Origin of the sequence: Chitinophaga rhizophila (assembly GCF_019492185.1) — a bacterium.
Classification (GTDB): Bacteria; Bacteroidota; Bacteroidia; order Chitinophagales; family Chitinophagaceae; genus Chitinophaga; species Chitinophaga rhizophila.
In genome coordinates this window covers 718,011-734,161 of the sequence record NZ_JAICCF010000001.1, presented here as the reverse complement: position 1 = coordinate 734,161, position 16,151 = coordinate 718,011, and the positions used below count along the sequence as shown (strand labels likewise).

14 protein-coding genes are annotated in these 16,151 nt (G+C 47.2%); 4 read left to right on the top strand and 10 right to left on the bottom strand.

The window, feature by feature from the left end:
• The first annotated feature begins 66 nt into the window (after positions 1 to 66).
• The 3 genes from K1Y79_RS02725 to K1Y79_RS02715 all read left to right on the top strand — a co-directional run bounded on the left by K1Y79_RS02725 (position 67) and on the right by K1Y79_RS02715 (position 6,003).
• Complete coding sequence (locus tag K1Y79_RS02725) at positions 67 to 2,838, top strand: TonB-dependent receptor (RefSeq protein ID WP_220248465.1); 2,772 nt, start codon at positions 67 to 69, stop codon at positions 2,836 to 2,838.
• 171 nt (positions 2,839 to 3,009) lie between these two features.
• Positions 3,010 to 3,414: a toxin-antitoxin system YwqK family antitoxin gene (locus K1Y79_RS02720; RefSeq protein WP_220248464.1), complete on the top strand. Its 405-nt coding sequence runs from the start codon at positions 3,010 to 3,012 to the stop codon at positions 3,412 to 3,414.
• 75 nt (positions 3,415 to 3,489) lie between these two features.
• The gene (locus K1Y79_RS02715; RefSeq protein WP_220248463.1) at positions 3,490 to 6,003 is read left to right on the top strand and encodes a M14 metallopeptidase family protein; all 2,514 of its coding nucleotides are present in this window, start codon (positions 3,490 to 3,492) and stop codon (positions 6,001 to 6,003) included.
• Positions 6,004 to 6,174: 171 nt separating this feature from the next.
• Here the strand turns inward: K1Y79_RS02715 and K1Y79_RS02710 are convergent, their stop codons facing one another.
• Positions 6,175 to 6,777 (bottom strand): redoxin domain-containing protein, encoded by a 603-nt coding sequence (locus tag K1Y79_RS02710; protein ID WP_236059457.1) that lies wholly within the window; start codon positions 6,775 to 6,777, stop codon positions 6,175 to 6,177.
• 151 nt (positions 6,778 to 6,928) lie between these two features.
• Between K1Y79_RS02710 and K1Y79_RS29250 the strand changes: the two genes are divergently transcribed.
• Complete coding sequence (locus K1Y79_RS29250; protein WP_262903153.1) at positions 6,929 to 7,060, top strand: hypothetical protein; 132 nt, start codon at positions 6,929 to 6,931, stop codon at positions 7,058 to 7,060.
• Between the two features lie 143 nt (positions 7,061 to 7,203).
• Here K1Y79_RS29250 and K1Y79_RS02705 read toward each other — a convergent pair whose 3' ends face one another.
• The 9 genes from K1Y79_RS02705 to K1Y79_RS02665 form a co-directional block, all read right to left on the bottom strand.
• Positions 7,204 to 8,166, bottom strand: a complete 963-nt coding sequence (locus K1Y79_RS02705) for a YihY/virulence factor BrkB family protein (protein WP_220248462.1) — start codon at positions 8,164 to 8,166, stop codon at positions 7,204 to 7,206.
• Positions 8,167 to 8,181: 15 nt separating this feature from the next.
• Positions 8,182 to 9,240 carry an endolytic transglycosylase MltG gene (gene mltG / locus K1Y79_RS02700; RefSeq protein ID WP_220248461.1) on the bottom strand — a complete coding sequence of 353 codons (1,059 nt, stop codon included), beginning with the start codon at positions 9,238 to 9,240 and terminating at the stop codon, positions 8,182 to 8,184.
• Positions 9,241 to 9,325: 85 nt separating this feature from the next.
• Positions 9,326 to 9,652 (bottom strand): preprotein translocase subunit SecG, encoded by a 327-nt coding sequence (secG, locus tag K1Y79_RS02695; RefSeq protein WP_220248460.1) that lies wholly within the window; start codon positions 9,650 to 9,652, stop codon positions 9,326 to 9,328.
• Between the two features lie 10 nt (positions 9,653 to 9,662).
• Complete coding sequence (locus K1Y79_RS02690) at positions 9,663 to 10,907, bottom strand: hypothetical protein (protein WP_220248459.1); 1,245 nt, start codon at positions 10,905 to 10,907, stop codon at positions 9,663 to 9,665.
• A gap of 48 nt (positions 10,908 to 10,955) precedes the next feature.
• The gene (gene lptE, locus K1Y79_RS02685; RefSeq protein WP_220248458.1) at positions 10,956 to 11,471 is read right to left on the bottom strand and encodes an LPS assembly lipoprotein LptE; all 516 of its coding nucleotides are present in this window, start codon (positions 11,469 to 11,471) and stop codon (positions 10,956 to 10,958) included.
• A 53-nt stretch (positions 11,472 to 11,524) separates the two neighbouring features.
• Entirely contained in the window at positions 11,525 to 12,784 is a 1,260-nt protein-coding gene (locus K1Y79_RS02680; protein ID WP_220248457.1) for a sigma-54 interaction domain-containing protein, read from the bottom strand.
• A 72-nt stretch (positions 12,785 to 12,856) separates the two neighbouring features.
• On the bottom strand, positions 12,857 to 14,278 hold the full coding sequence (gene miaB / locus K1Y79_RS02675; RefSeq protein WP_220248456.1) for a tRNA (N6-isopentenyl adenosine(37)-C2)-methylthiotransferase MiaB: 1,422 nt from the start codon (positions 14,276 to 14,278) through the stop codon (positions 12,857 to 12,859).
• 85 nt (positions 14,279 to 14,363) lie between these two features.
• The gene (locus tag K1Y79_RS02670; protein ID WP_220248455.1) at positions 14,364 to 14,990 is read right to left on the bottom strand and encodes a response regulator transcription factor; all 627 of its coding nucleotides are present in this window, start codon (positions 14,988 to 14,990) and stop codon (positions 14,364 to 14,366) included.
• Positions 14,974 to 15,495, bottom strand: coding sequence for a sensor histidine kinase (locus K1Y79_RS02665; RefSeq protein WP_220248454.1), 522 nt, complete (start codon positions 15,493 to 15,495; stop codon positions 14,974 to 14,976). The genes K1Y79_RS02670 and K1Y79_RS02665 overlap by 17 nt, the downstream gene beginning before the upstream one ends.
• Positions 15,496 to 16,151 lie beyond the last annotated feature (656 nt).

Genomic DNA, 16,151 nt, shown 5'->3' with positions numbered 1-16,151 from the left:
AATAACTCAAAGCCATAAACCCGGATAACCGACATCTTTAAACCTAAAATCTAAATCAGAACCCTTATGTTACACGTGGTAACCCGCCTGCGAAGCATTGTGCTTCCCTTTCTTTTCCTGTGTCTATCAGCCGTCTCGTATGCCCAGACAGGCTTTATTACCGGCACCGTCACTGATGGCAAAGGCCCGTTGGCTAATGCTACCGTACATATTGAAAAAACGAATAAAGGTGGCTATACCAATTCACAGGGTAAGTTTTCCCTGGAAATAGCCCCTGGTGCGCATACGGTGCTGATCAGTTATGTGGGCTTTGTGTCCCAGCGTAAAACGGTGACTGTCACTGCCGGGCAAACTGTCAGTATTGATGTGGCCCTGGCGTCCAGTACAACAATGAACGAGCTGGTAGTACTCGGCTCTCGGAATGTGCCCCGCACACAGACCGAAACTCCCGTTCCGGTAGATGTAATTGATGTGAAAAGGATCGTTTCAGATGCGCCACAGGTGTCTGTCAATCAGATACTTAATTATGTGGCTCCTTCCTTCAGTTCAGGTACACAGACGGTGGCAGATGGTACCGACCACATAGATCCGGCCTCTCTCCGTGGCTTAGGGCCGGACCAGGTATTGGTGCTGGTAAATGGTAAGCGCCGTTATAATACCGCCCTCGTTAATGTAAATGGTACTTTCGGCCGTGGCGCTGTCGGTACAGATATGAACAGCATCCCTACTGCTGCTATCGACCGTATTGAGATCCTCCGTGATGGTGCTGCAGCTCAATACGGATCTGATGCGATCGCCGGCGTGATTAACATCATTCTGAAAAGTTCTGTTAACCGCCTGTCGGTAAATGTAACTACTGGCGCTAATGTCACTTCACAGTCGGTAGACAATATTGACGGACAAACCGTACAAACCGGTGTGAACTACGGTATTGCTATCGGACAAAAAGGAGGATATATCAATTTCGGCGGCTCTTATGATTACCGTAATTACACCAATCGCTCCGGTGCCTGGGAAGGTCCTATCTACAGAACCTATCCCGGCGCTGTGGATAAAACGGACTCTTTCCTGGTGGCTAATAATATCACACGCAATGATATCCGTATGCGGGCAGGACAATCCAGGCTGCGAAGCGCACAGCTGTTTATGAATGCCAATATTCCGCTGGAAAACAATGCAGAGGTCTATTTCTTTGGTGGTATAGGTTATAGGAATGGGAATGCCGCTGGTGTATACCGTTTGCCGCATGATAGCAGGAACATTATTGAAATCTATCCGCTGGGATTCCTGCCGCAGATTCAAAGTGATATATATGACCGATCTTTTGCCGGAGGAATACGTGGTAACCTGGGTGAGTGGAAGGTGGATTTCAGCAATACTTACGGGCGCAACGAGTTTGGTTTTAAGGTGGAAAACTCACTGAATGCCTCTTTACAGAAGGCGTCTCCTACCAGCTTTACCTGCGGCGGACCTGTATTTACTCAAAACACCACTAACCTCGACTTCTCCCGCCGGCTGGATGTGCTCGATGGACTGGATATTGCTTTCGGCGCTGAACACCGCTTTGAACAGTATCAGCTGATTGCAGGTGCAGAAAATTCTTATACTGACTATGGCCGCGCCAGAAATATTGGTACTGATATTAATGGTAATCCGATATTGATCCCTGATCCGCAGGGACCTGTAAATACCATCTTCGGGCCTGACGGATCAGCAAGAGCTGGTGGTGCGCAAGTGTTCCCTGGTTTCCGCCCGGAGAATGCTGTAAAGGCAACCCGTAGCGCTATATCCGGTTATGTAGATGTGGAAGCTAACTTCAGTAGTGCGTTCCTGCTGGGAGGTGCACTACGTTTTGAGAACTATAATGATTTCGGTAGTACACTTAATGGTAAACTGACCACCCGGTATAAGCTAAGCGACAAAGCAGCTATCAGGGCGTCGGCCAGCACCGGTTTCAGAGCGCCTTCCCTGCACCAGCGGTATTACTCTTCAACATCTACCTTGTTTGTTGATGGAGTCCCTTATGAAGTAGGTACTTTTACCAATGATAGTCGTCCGGCGCAATTGCTGGGTATTCCTGAGCTGAAGCCTGAGAAATCCAAGAGCGTCAGTGCAGGTTTTACCGGCAGCTTTGGTAAGTTTAATCTGACACTGGACGGTTACTTCACCCATATAGATGACCGTATTGTATATACTGACCAGTTCTCAGGCAACAATGCTGATACAGCTTCTGCTATTGACAAGGAGATTTACCAGCTGCTGTCGCTGGCTAATGCTAACAGGGCAGCATTCTTTGCTAATGCAATCAACTCAGAAACCAAGGGCGTGGACCTGGTATTGACTTACAGTACCCGGTTGGGAGGAGGTACCCTGCGGGCAGACCTTTCCGGCACTTACAGCTATACACAAAGGGTAGGCGCTGTTAAGGCGTCCGAGAAACTGCAGGGAAAAGAAAATATCTATTTCAGCAGGGCCAGCAGGATCTACCTGGAAAGAAGCGTTCCGCGTGATAAAGTCAATCTTACTTTGTCCTATAATGTTGGCAGATTCAACGCATTCTTCCGTGCTGTACGATTTGGCAGCGTAGAGGAAGCAACCAATGATCCTAACTTCTACCAGACATTCTCTGCCAAAATTGTAACTGACGTGGCCGTTGGTTATAAGCTAACAACTGCATTGAAGATCAGTGCCGGCGCTAACAATGTCTTTGACGTATATCCTGACCTGGTAACTAATCCAGCAAATACTACCAATAACCAATTCCGCTATTCCAGAAGGGCTACTCAATTTGGCTATAATGGGCGTTTCCTGTTTGCAAGACTGGAACTAAACTTATAACCCTGTGAAAATCATTCGGTAATCAACACAATAAAAAGGCACGAAAATCGCTTATACTCATGTGTAAGCGATTTTTGTTACCTGCTCTTCTTTATATTAAGATATTTCTCTATATTCGGTAGGGCTTTTTGAGGACAAGACCGGAATGAGATGCCCGGTGAACATATTTCTATGACTAACTACAGCAGATTACTTTCAGGATTATTATTGCTGTCACTGACAACTGTTGCCTGGGGCTGTGCGGATGCTGAAGAGCATAATACGCAGCTGCTACGGCAAATATTGCGTGAAGAGAATGGTTGTATCCGCTGGAAAGTATATGGTTTTTCAGATGATCCCCATAAAGAGAAGGTGGAAGTATATTTCACGAATGGTAAAGTAAAGGAAGTTTTTTACCGCCATCAGGGGCACCTCGAAGGACTTCGTACAGTCTATTATGACAATGGTGCTCTGTCAGAATCAGGTAATTGGCACCAGGATAGTCGTGTAGGTGAATTTCGTTACTACCGCCAGGATGGTCAGCTGGAATGTGTACAGTATTATGGCCTGATCGGAGAAAGTATAGAAGCCCGTTAACCCCCGCCTCCGCCAACCGGACATGTATATAAGTCTGCAATTGTTTACCTTAGGTGCATAAACAGAAGGACTACTATGCGCAAATTCCTGTTATCATCCCTACTACTGCTGATCATGCAGACAGGCTTTTCTCAGCACCTGCCTACGCCTGACCAGTTTCTTGGTTATGCGCTCGGGACACAATTCACCCCACATCATCGCGTACTGGAGTATTTTAAGGCCGTTGCGGCTGTTACACCTAACATGCAGCTGACGCAATATGGCTCAACTTATGAAGGCAGACCCCTGATGCTGGCAGTCATCACAGCTCCGGAGAACGCCGGCAAAATAGAACAGATCCGCACACATAATCTTGAACTATCTAATGGTACAGGTACACCTGCTGCCGGCGATCCGGTAATTGTCTGGCTCAGTTATAATGTACATGGTAACGAAGCGGTGTCTACAGAGGCTGCTATGACTACTTTGTACATGCTGGCTAATCCGGCCAATAAAGAACAACAGGATTGGCTGAAGCATGTAGTGGTCATCATTGACCCCTGTTTGAATCCTGACGGAAGGGAAAGATATGTCAGTTACTACAACCAGATACATACCCGGTATCCGGACCCGCTACTTTTCTCCAGAGAACATAATGAGCCATGGCCCGGAGGAAGGGCCAATCATTACTACTTTGACCTGAACCGGGACTGGGCATGGCAAACACAGGTAGAGTCGCAGCAACGCGTTGCCTGGTATAGCCGCTGGATGCCACAGGTACATGTTGACTTTCACGAGCAGTCAATTGATGCGCCTTACTATTTTGCTCCTGCGGCAGAACCTTTTCATGATATTATAAAGCCCTGGCAACGTAGTATGCAGATGCTGATCGGAAAGAACAATGCCCGTTATTTTGATAAGGAAGGCTGGCTATATTTCACGAAGGAGTTCTTCGATATGTTCTACCCCAGTTACGGAGATACCTATCCTACTTACAACGGTGCTATTGGCATGACCTATGAGCAAGGGGGAGGAGGAAGGGCCGGACTGGCAGGATTAAAGCAGGATGGAGACACCCTGACATTATCCCAGCGTATTGCCCATCATCGTACTACCGGTTTATCTACTATAGAAATAGCCTCACAGGAATCAGCGCAGTTGCTGAAGGAGTTTACAAAATACTTTTATGATGCATTACATACTCCCGACGGCCCTTACCAGTCCTATGTAGTGAAGGCTGCGGGCAATAGTGAGAAACTGGCTTCTCTGGGTAACCTGCTGAACAAAAACGGTATCCGTTTCGGGTATGGTGCAGGTGTAACTAAAGCAAGTGGCTTTAACTATTTCAGCGGGAAGACCGAGAATTTAACCATCGAAAAGGAAGATATGGTCATCAGTGCAGCCCAGGCTAGGTCTAACCTGCTGAAAGTACTGTTTGAACCTGACTCTCGCCTTTCTGACTCAGTTACCTACGATATCACAGCATGGTCTCTGCCATATGCCTACGGATTGCAGACGTATGCCTTGCGGCAACCACTGACTCCTGCAAAGGATAGTCTGCAGGTGACTGTTAACACGGCCTTGGTTGCCCAACGCCCATATGCTTACCTGGCCCGATGGAACAGTGTCAAAGATGTTCGCTTCCTGTCTGCACTGTTGCAGAAGCGGATCAGGGTCAGATATGCTGAAGGCGACTTCATAGCAGGCGGTAAATCATTCCCGGCAGGAACACTGATTATCACCCGCTCCGGTAATGAAACAGCCGGGCCACAGTTTGATGAACAGGTTGTCAATCTGGCCAATACCTACAAGACAACCCTGGACGCTGTCAGTACAGGATTCGTAGAAAAAGGGGTTGATTTCGGCTCTGAAAAAGTACGCTTCATTAAGCCTATCCGCGTGGCTGTGGTGATGGGGGAAGGCGTGTCTTCCCTGGCTGCCGGGGAAGTATGGCATTTCTTTGAACAGCAGATCGGATACCCGCTGACTATAGTAGACGAAAAACAGTTGTCCCGCATCAACTGGAAAGCCCTTGATGTATTGATACTGCCTGACGGAGAATACCGCTATCTGAGTGAAAAAGACAATACCAATAAACTCAGAGACTGGATTACCGGTGGTGGCAAGCTAATCGCCATGCAGGATGCACTTGCGCAGATTGCGTCGCTGGACTGGGGCATTCATCTGAAGAAAACAGATGAAGATAAGGAAGACAACAAGGATGAATATGCTTTGCTTAAGCCATATGCTAACCGTGAAAGGGAAGGCGTTAAGCAGATGATTCCCGGCGCTATATACAAAGTACAGCTGGATGTTACTCATCCGCTGGCATTCGGGTTTCCTGCGGTATACTATACCCTTAAACAGGATAGCCGTATCTATGACTACCTGGATGAAGGTGGCTGGAACGTCGGCATTGTCAAAAAGGACAACTATCTCAGCGGCTTTGTAGGCACTGAAACGCGTAAAAGGTTAAAAGACGGATTGTTATTCGGTGTACGGGAAATGGGAGAGGGGAAGATTGTAATGATGGCGGACGATCCTTTGTTCAGAAGCTTCTGGGAGAATGGTAAGCTGCTATTTGGAAATGCCTTGTTCATGGTATGGTAAGCAAGTGGATATCAAGAAGCAGAAATGAAGTATACATACTCAGGAATTAGCGTATGCCTTATTCAGCAACTATCAGCTATCAATGGTATATGGAAAGAGCCTGTATCGGACTACCGGTACAGGCTCTTTCCATATGTATATTCCAGCATCTTGATTGTTGATGCCTGGTTATCAGAATCTTTTGATGTTACAGCCTAGTGCCGGCGTCGAACTTATTTTTACCGCTTTACCTGCCAGCATTTCACTGATGGCAATATTAAGGTGTCGCATCTTCACAGCGTCTGCATTGCCCGGATTGTCATCAATTGCGCCCTTATAGACCAGCTTTGCCTGCTGGTTAAATAAGTAACACTCCGGCATATGATTCGCCTCAAAAGCGTCTGCTAATTCGGCTTTTTTATCAGCAACATAATACCAGTTATACTGTTGACCGGTAGCATATGTTTTCATTGCTTCCAGGATAGCCTTTTCATCCGCACCTGTAGTATTGGAATTAACCAGTACTACCCCGATATTATTACTGAGGGCATATTTGCAGATTTCCTGGGTGCGTAGCTGATTCCTTTCGATATACGGACAGGTATTGCCCGAGAACATGACCAGCAGACCATTGTCCATTCTGGCTTTATTCAATGTAATTTCCCTACCGGTACAGTCCTGTAATACAAGGTCCGCTTTAGGTAAGGGGGCTCCTGGTTCCAAAGGTATGGACACAGGTGCGCGCATGGCTACCAGCCAGCAGCAGAGTAAAAGTTGACAGTGTAGTGTTTTCATAAATATAGGTTTCAGGTTAACGGTGTTTGTCGCTTTATCACGACAATATGAAACAATGCCTGGAACCGACCTGAGATTCCTCTACAAAGATACGAATATGTGAGATTTTTATCTAATTTATGCACTTCCCTCCCGTTAAATAAGAGTCCCTATGATCCTTCTGCTGGTAAGGGTTTCGGCCGCTTTGCCGGAGGCATTTCCGGTACTGATACCTGTTGAAAAACAGTCCCTTGTAAACGCAATGATGCACCCCGATGACCTTGAGCAACCACTCACTCCCTGACACCGGCAAACAGTGGTAAATTGGCTGAATTAAAATGTAAATCAATGCTTTAATCTCTTCAGGAGCAGGGGAGGGGGCTATGGTAAAAAGTTAACATAGAAGAGCGACCGAAATGCCAAATTTTACTGAAATCAGTAGGCCTGTTACTCTACTTCCTGTGGCAGATCTTCCTTTTTCATATTAGAAATCTCTTTCAGAATACGGATACTCGTATTCAGTTCAAAGCCAATTAACAGGATATAGGAATAGAAGTAGACAGACAACATAAGTATCAGGATGGTACCAACAGAACCGTAGATTTTGTTATAGTTACCGAAGTTATTGACAAAGAAGGAGAATAGAATGGTCATCAATATCATCAGAACGGTGGCAAATATAGAACCTGCTGTAATAAACTTCCACTTTTTAGTAGTTGCCGGCACGAACCGGTAGATCACTGATAGCATAGAAAAGAACAATAAACCAATCAGTACCCAGCGTGCCACGTCAGCCAGCGACAATATACGGTGGTTAGTAATACCGAAATAGTTGAAAATGAAGCTCAGGATAGTACCCTGTGCAATAATCAGGATCACTGTCAGCAGTAACAGGAAGATAAGCAGGGCCGTTAGTTTGAGGGCCATCAGGCGTTTCTGCCACCATTTCCTTCTGCGGAATCCGGGTAGTTTCTTATTGAACGACCTGGCTATACCCATTACAGCATTCGATGAGGCAAAGAAGCCCATCAGGAACGCTATGGACAACAATCCATTACGGTGGGTATACAGGAAGTCATGGATCATGTCCCGTATAATGATGTAGGTATTATAGTTTGGGGTAACGTCTTCAGCCAGCTCGTACAAGGTAGCTTCCACATTCTTCATGGGAATATACGGTACGAGTGTAAACAGGAAGATAAAGAATGGGGGAATAGCCAGCAGGAAGTTAAATGCAATAGCTGCTGCCCGTTCCCCCAGACTCCTGTTATTCATTTCCTTCAGAAAGAACTTCACCACATCATACAAAGGTACCCCCTCGAAACCTGGTAATACCAGCGTCTTACTGATATTGACCAATCGGCGAAAAGGCTTTGATTCAAGAATGATCTGTTCGGGTCTGAATGGCATCAGGTAAATCAGTGGTTATATACCTCTTGCGTTGAGCGCCTGGTGGAATGCACGTGCATTCTTCATGTGCTCTGCATAGGTAGCGGCGAAGGCGTGATATCCGGAGAAGTCGGCCTTTGCACAGAAATAGATGTAATCGGTATCAGGTGTATTCAGTACTGCTTCAATCGATTTGATAGAAGGGGTACAGATGGGTCCCGGGGGCAGGCCGGCTACCTGGTAGGTATTGTAAGGCGACTCGTAATTGATATGCTTTTCCCTGATCCTTCTGATGGAGAAGTCCTGCAAGGCAAACTTCACCGTCGGGTCGGCCTGCAGGCGCATACCTTTGCGGAAGCGGTTCAGATATACGCTGGAGATCATCGGTTTTTCATCGTTTTTATTGGTCTCTTCATCAACGATAGAGGCCAGGATAACTACCTGTACCGGCGTTAGTCCCAGGCGGCGGGCGGAAGCCTTCCGTTCATCTGTCCAGAACTCTTCTGTTTCCTTCTGGATCTTCTTAAAGACATTCTCTGCGCTGGTGTTCCAGTAGAACTGGTAACTATTAGGCATGAAGGCACTCATGACCGTGTTAGTATCCAGGCCAAACTGGCGGAGGTATACCTGGTCGCTTAATAACGCCCTGAAGGTAGCTGAATCAGCTTCCAGGTTGTGACTGATCTTCCTGGTAAGGTCCTGCTTTGTACGCAGTTTGGTGATAGTGAGGTTGACAGGAACCTGCTTTCCGGAGCGCAGCATTTTGACCAGGTCAAAATTGCTCATGCCCTTGCTGATCTTGTACTTACCTGCTTTTACCTTACTTGGGTAACTCAGTTCGCGGGCCACCCAGTCAAAGCTGGTGCGGCTGCGGATAATTTCCTGTTCTTCGAGTCCGTCGAGTACATCTTTATAGGTACTGCCGGTGTGTACATAGAAGAACTTAGTGTCGCCAAAGGTTTTGGTATTGGGTCCAAACACACGATAACCTACGTATACCAGCAGGCCGGCTATGATTGCGGCGGCAGCTACCAGCAGACGTTTCATCCATACATTCCCGGGCTGACTTTTTTTTGCTTTACTTTTCTTTGCCATAGGATGATATTCAATAAAAAACCTCGCTTGTAAGGGCGAGGTTCTGAAATAGCTTTTACAGCACTGATTACTTTCCTGGTGCTGGCTACGGAGCCGGAGTTACCGGAGTAGCAGGTGCCGGAGCCGGAGCTGTTGGCACGTTAGCATTTTGTTCCATGATTGCTTTCCTTGTTTCAGGAGTAGTACCTCTGCTGATGAACAGGGAAGATGTCAGGCAAAGAACGGCAATGATAGCAGACAATACCCAGGTACCTTTTTCGAGTACATCTGTAGTCTGGCGTACACCCATCACCTGGTTGCCAAATCCACCTAAATTACCGGATAAACCACCACCTTTTGGGTTCTGTACCAGTACGAAAAAGCCCAAAAGCACACAGGCCAGGATGATTAAAATGCCGAAAATCAATAACATAGTATATAAGTTAACTTTTTTCTGTTAGTAACTGAAGTTCTTTAATCTTTTGCGCAAAATAAGCGCTTTTGTTGGGATTAAGCAAACTTAATTTTTGATATATATGGATCGCTGTCTGGTACTTCTGCTGGCGGGCCCAGATCTCTGCAAGTGTCTCTGATACAATGTCATTGTTCAGCGTAATAGACTCCATTGCCATCTTCTCTACTGCCTCAGAAACTTCCGGATTAGCATCTTCATAGCTACGGTTCATCTGCTCCTGGTACCACTTCTTACTGGCCTTTTCTGCAAAGGTAGTTTTCATCTCTCTCAGCCAGGAAGTGAAGCTCTTCATTTCTGCTGCTCCCTTCTCGTTAAGGGTTTCAGCATGCTCCGGATCTTTCAGGCGTTTGTATGCGAAATAGTCATCGCTATATAATGGCTGGAAGGTCAGTGAGTTATCTTCTGGCGCTGAAGTATCCAGCGGGAATATCTTTATAGTGGCCGGCGCAGGTGCTGATGGCACAGCCTCAACATGTACAACCGGTGCTTCCGCTAAGGGTGCAATAGCCGGTGTTTCCTCCACAGGCGCTGTTTGTACCTCATTTGCAGTCACCGTTATAGCTTCCTCTTCCTCCTCCTTTTCTTCTTCCTCAGCAGGGGTGGTAACTGGTTCATCCCATGCTGAGATATCGGCTTCCTCTTCTTCAGCCGGCGTATCCTCTACCGGCGGAGCTGCAGGTGATGCGGCAATAGTAGCGGCTGTAACAGGCGCTTCCGGTATAAATGCAGGCGGTTCTGGCGTCGGCTGCTGTGTCGTTATTGCCTCAGGCTCAGGTATTTCTGCTACTGTAGCAACAGCTGCCGGTGCTTCCGGCACTGGTAAAGGTGCTGGCGCTTCAAATGCTGCAACCGGCTCATTTACAGGTGTCTGTACTGGTTCCGCCACTGGTGCGCTTTCCTCTACAGAAAATACAGGCGTCTCCTCCGGAGCAACAGCTGCTGGTACTACCGGCGCTTCTTCCACAACAGCGAGACTTTTCTCGTCTGTAGTGACAAAGCGGTAGAAGTAGTGCATATTGTTGCTGTACTGCTGTGCCTTCTTAACAGCTGGCGACAGCAGGTTTTTATGTATCGTATACTGTTTACGCGCCAGCAGCAGGCGGGCAGCCGTAAAGTACGGATAGGAAGACACCAGTCGCTCAAGGGCGGACTCGTCAACCAGCTTGATATCAGGTTGCTGGAATATGTGTTGGACAATCCTGTTTGCGGTCATGGCTGCTAAAGTATGAAAAAAAGTTAAATACGAAAGTTTTTGTAATACTTACCAGTTAGCAAACGCTTTATTGAAAATGTCATCTACGATCTGTGGCAGAATAGTTGTTTCCAGCAGGTTATTTTCCACTGTACTCGGAAGCGCAGATGCGGAGAAGTCAGCAGAGCGGGTAAACGACTGGGTAAACCCTTTCTTGTCACCGATACGCTTTATAAAAGTAATACTGATTGTTACTGTCAGCCTGGAGGTAGCTGCCTGGTCCACATTCGTTACTGCGGCATTGCTGAAAGAGTAACCAGTCACATTGCCCTTAAACTCATAGTCGGCCCCTTCCTCATTGATCTGTACCAGTTTAGTCTGCGCCTGCACTTTGTTACGCAGCCGCTCAGTCAGGTTCTGGCTTAGTGTAGGGTTGTTGATAGGAGCCCTGTTTTCGATGAAACGGACATTGACTGTTTTAGCGCCTTGTTCTATACTTGCTCCTGATGCGGAATAATGAACTGAGCATCCACCCAGTACAAGCACTAAGCTGATGGCAAGTAATCCCTGAATTAATCTGATCATCTTACATGTATTGAGGCTGTCTACCGGAATATCCATTCCGGCAGACAACCAGCTTATTCGTTAATGTTGTATTCTTTCAGTTTTCTGTATAATGTTCTTTCAGAGATACCGAGGTCCAGCGCAGCATCTTTCCTTTTACCCTTATGCTTTTTCAGGGCCTTGACGATCAGTTCTTTCTCTTTGTCGGCAATAGATAACGTCTCTTCCACCTCTTCGTGGTGATCTATTTTGTTATTATCCTGTTGCAGTATGATCGGTTGGGGGGATGAGATAGCCTGCGGTACTGATACTGCTGTAGCAGATACCTCTGACTGCGGATGGAAACTGTGCAGTACGTGATTGTCCTGGAAGTTACCATTGTGTGCCATGGCAGGGTTCTGCAGGATATCGAAAAACATCTTTTTCAGCTCTGTCACATCCTTCTTCATATCAAAGAAGAGTTTGTACAGGATATCCCTTTCGCTGGCAAAGTCGCCACCGCTTTTGGCCTGTGGGGAAGCTAACATAGGCAGTCTGGAAGCCTCGGGAGCATCTTTCAGGAACGTTCTGAGCTGATCGGCATTGATCAGTTTCTCTGGCGATAATACCGAGATCTGTTCTGCCATATTCTTCAGTTCACGCACGTTACCTCTCCACGGATAGTTCACCAGTATGTTACGGGCCTCTTCATCCAGCTGGATAGCCGGTGTTTTGTAGCGCTCAGAGAAATCTACACAGAACTTACGGAACAGGATAGGAATGTCTTCTTTCCTGTCTCTCAGGGCCGGAACGCGGATCGGCACTGTATTCAGACGATAATAGAGGTCTTCCCTGAACTTACCCTGTTGCGTATGATCCAGCAGGTCCCTGTTGGTTGCTGCAATGACTCTTACGTCTGTCTTCTGTACTTTGGAAGAACCCACCCTGATAAACTCGCCTGTTTCCAGTACGCGCAGCAGGCGGGCCTGTGTACCCAGCGGCATTTCCCCGATCTCATCCAGGAAGATAGTACCGCCATTTACGGTTTCAAAATAACCTTTCCGGCTATCTACTGCTCCTGTAAAGGAGCCTTTCTCGTGGCCGAAAAGTTCTGAGTCAATAGTCCCTTCAGGGATGGCACCGCAGTTTACGGCAATAAACGGATTATGTTTACGGGCACTCAATGAATGGATAACATTTGAAAACGCCTCTTTACCAACGCCGCTTTCCCCTACTATCAGCACCGTCAGATCCGTGTTGGATACCTGTGCTGCTACCTGCAATGCATAATTCAATGCAGGAGAGTTTCCTATAATGCCAAACCTGTTTTTAATGGACTGTATGTTATTATCCATATCATCCTCAATTTACCCACTTACAGGCCATGAGGCACTGTAAATAGTGCTGTGATCCAATTAATTTGTCTTTTAAGCTCGCCCTGTCGAAGTTCCCAGTAAGGTGCCGGCAGTACAATCATCTACCTTCACCCAAACATATTCACCTTTGCGGAAGTCCTCTTTCGGGAATACTACCACCTTGTTATGATCTGTTCTGCCGAAAAGCTGATCTTCGGAACGTTTAGAAGTACCTTCTATCAGTACTTTGAACGTTTTACCAACGTCCTGCTGCATACTTCTGAGTGACTGTCCACGGTGTAGTTCCACCACTTCTGCCAGTCTGCGCTTCTTCACCTCTTCCGGCACATCATCCTGGTAACGGCGTGCTGCCAGCGTACCCGGACGTTCAGAGTAGAAGAACATATATGCCAGGTCATAGCGGGCATAGTCCATCAGGGTCATCGTATCCTGGTGGTCTTCTTCTGTTTCTGTACAGAAACCGGTGATGACGTCGGTAGATAAGGCGCAGCCGGGTAGTATCTCGCGGATGCGGTCTACCTTTTTCATGTACCATTCCCTGGTATAGGTACGGTTCATCAGCTGCAGTATACGGGTACTTCCGCTCTGCATAGGCAGGTGGATGTATTTGCAGATATTCTCGTACCTGGCCATAGTATGCAGGACATCGTCAGTAATATCTTTGGGATGGGAGGTACTGAATCGTACTCTGAGCAATGGGCTGATCTGTGCAACTGCTTCCAGCAGATTGGCAAAGGTGGTGATATCATCATTATTATCCGGGTTCACCCAGTAATAAGAGTCCACATTCTGCCCCAGCAGTGTTACCTCGCGGTAGCCCCTGTTGAACAGGTCTGTCGCTTCCTGGATAACAGACGCTGTATCCCTGCTACGCTCACGGCCACGGGTGAATGGTACCACACAGAAAGAACACATGTTATTACAGCCACGCATAATAGAAACGAAGGCCGTAACACCATTGCTGTCCAGTCTTACAGGATTGATATCACCATAGGTTTCTTCCCTGCTCAGGATAACATTCACGGCTTTCTGGCCGGTTTCTGCTTCTTCGATCAGGGCCGGCAGGGTTCTGTAGGCATCTGGGCCTACCACCATATCTACCAGTTTTTCCTCTTCCAGTAGTTTGGCCTTCAGGCGCTCCGCCATACAGCCCAGTACTCCTACCAGGAGTTCCGGGTTACGCTGCTTTATCTTACGTATTTCCGTCAATCGCTTGCGTACGGTTGTCTCCGCCTTCTCACGGATCGAACACGTATTCAGCAATACCAGGCTGGCTTCCTCCACATTACGGGTAGGACCAAAGCCTTCCTCTTTTAGAATGGATGCCACGATCTCACTATCATTAAAGTTCATCTGGCAACCATAGCTCTCTATATAGAATTTCTTTGTATAAGTCTGTGATTCTCCGGCCACAGGCGCGTAAGCCTCGCCCTGGCGACTTTCGTCATGCACTTTTGTAACCTGTTCCAGCATCCTTTTCAAGTAATTTTAAGAAAGCAAAACTAAGTAATAAAATCCGAAAATGACAGAATGGCATGGTAGATGCTGTGGCGACTGGTTACAGCCCTTTCTCCAGGAGAAAACGGGTCAGGGCTGCAGGACTTTTCAGGTGCAGTTTCTGCATAATATTTTTCCGGTGTGTTTCGACGGTATAAATGCTCAGATACAGATGCGTAGCAATCTGCTGATTGGTAAACTGTTGATTGATAAGGTGTAAGATCTCCGTTTCCCGTCTGGTAAGGTTAAATTCCCTGAAAGGGAGGTGCTCTGCCTCCTGTTCTGCCTGTTTATGGACGCGCGGAAAACACTTCTCTCCCTGCATGACCAGGCTGATACCCTGTAATAACTCATACTGATTACAAGTCTTCATCAGGTAACCGTCTGCCCCATATTCGAGGGACAGCGATATCAGATGGGGATCATTATAGCTGGAAAGGATGATCGTACGGACCTGGGGGAGGTCTCTCCGGATAACCTTTGTTACTTCCAGGCCATTCAGCACGGGCATGTTGATGTCCAGGATGGCAAGATCGGGCTGGTGGCGGTGTAGCATTTCTATCAATACCTGGCCATTAGAAGCGATGCCCTGTACTGTAATGTGCGGCACCTGTTCCAGCAGGGCGCGGATGCCGTCGGCAAAGAGGGTGTGATCATCTGCGAGGATGACGTTAAGGGTTGGCTGCATGTTGCGGAATTACGGGAATTTGAATGATAAAGGTGGTGCCGGAAATACCGGAATCGATGTGTAAATGTCCTCCCATGGATTTCAAGCAGGTATGCACGCCTGACAAGCCGATGCCTGAGGGCCGGGCGGTAGTAGGTGGTAGTTTGACGCCGTCATCCTCCACCAGCATCTCCGGGTAGTCAGGATAATACCGCATCCGGATGGTAGCGCCAGCTGCTATCCGCTTACGCTCCGCTTCCTGTATATTTACCTGCTGTACGGGTACCATTACCTGTCGCTGCTTCAGCTTGAACAATAGCTCATGCTGCCGCTTCCCATAGACATCCGGTCTTTTGATGATGCTAACGATCCATATGGCAACAATGCTCCAGCAGGCTACAGGCAATATACCCGAGATAGTCAGGCAGGTATTCCATGGCCAGGCGACCCGCAATGAAAGCAGGAATCCCGGTTCGGAAATAACCGGTGCTGAGGGGATGATGCGCATAAAGAGGTCCTCACGCATAGTACAGAGAAATATGGGGTCTAAGTAGTAAAATATATTAGTTGACTGACAGATGTTCGTTTGGGGTAGTGCTGAAAAGTTTGTCCCTGAATCTTTACACAAGTCTACAAAAAAAAGTGTTGCTACGGTAATTTTAAGGCGTACTTTGTACAAAATTAACCTGCCGGCTTCACTATAACATCGCCTGACTGCGTCAACGCGCTGTACCCCCTGCCGGTTATCCAACTACACACCAGCAAGGGTGTGTTTCAAGTCCACCTCTTGTTCGTCGCTAGTTCGTCCCTTGTTCGTCCGGAAGCTCTCCGTCCATTACCCAATACTCCTCTTATCCCTATTCTTAATTAAGAGATCATTCAATAAGACAATAGTTCCTTGTCCCTCATGATAGATCATTGCCTAACTACTACCCGGTGGTTAATTATAACAACCGACCTGCACCCATACCGTCACAGCCTCCTCTTTACTGTCGGGAACTAGACTTTCTGCCTCACATGTTATACCCTGAAATAGGTGTTTAAACACCCGCCCGACACTGAGTAATTTGCATTACGACAGCAATAAATCCGCGAAAATTGGAGTAACTTGTACCCGTTGTTTGTGATTGTACGGCGCGTGCTTACGTTATTATTTGTAGCCATTAATCACCCAATTCATAC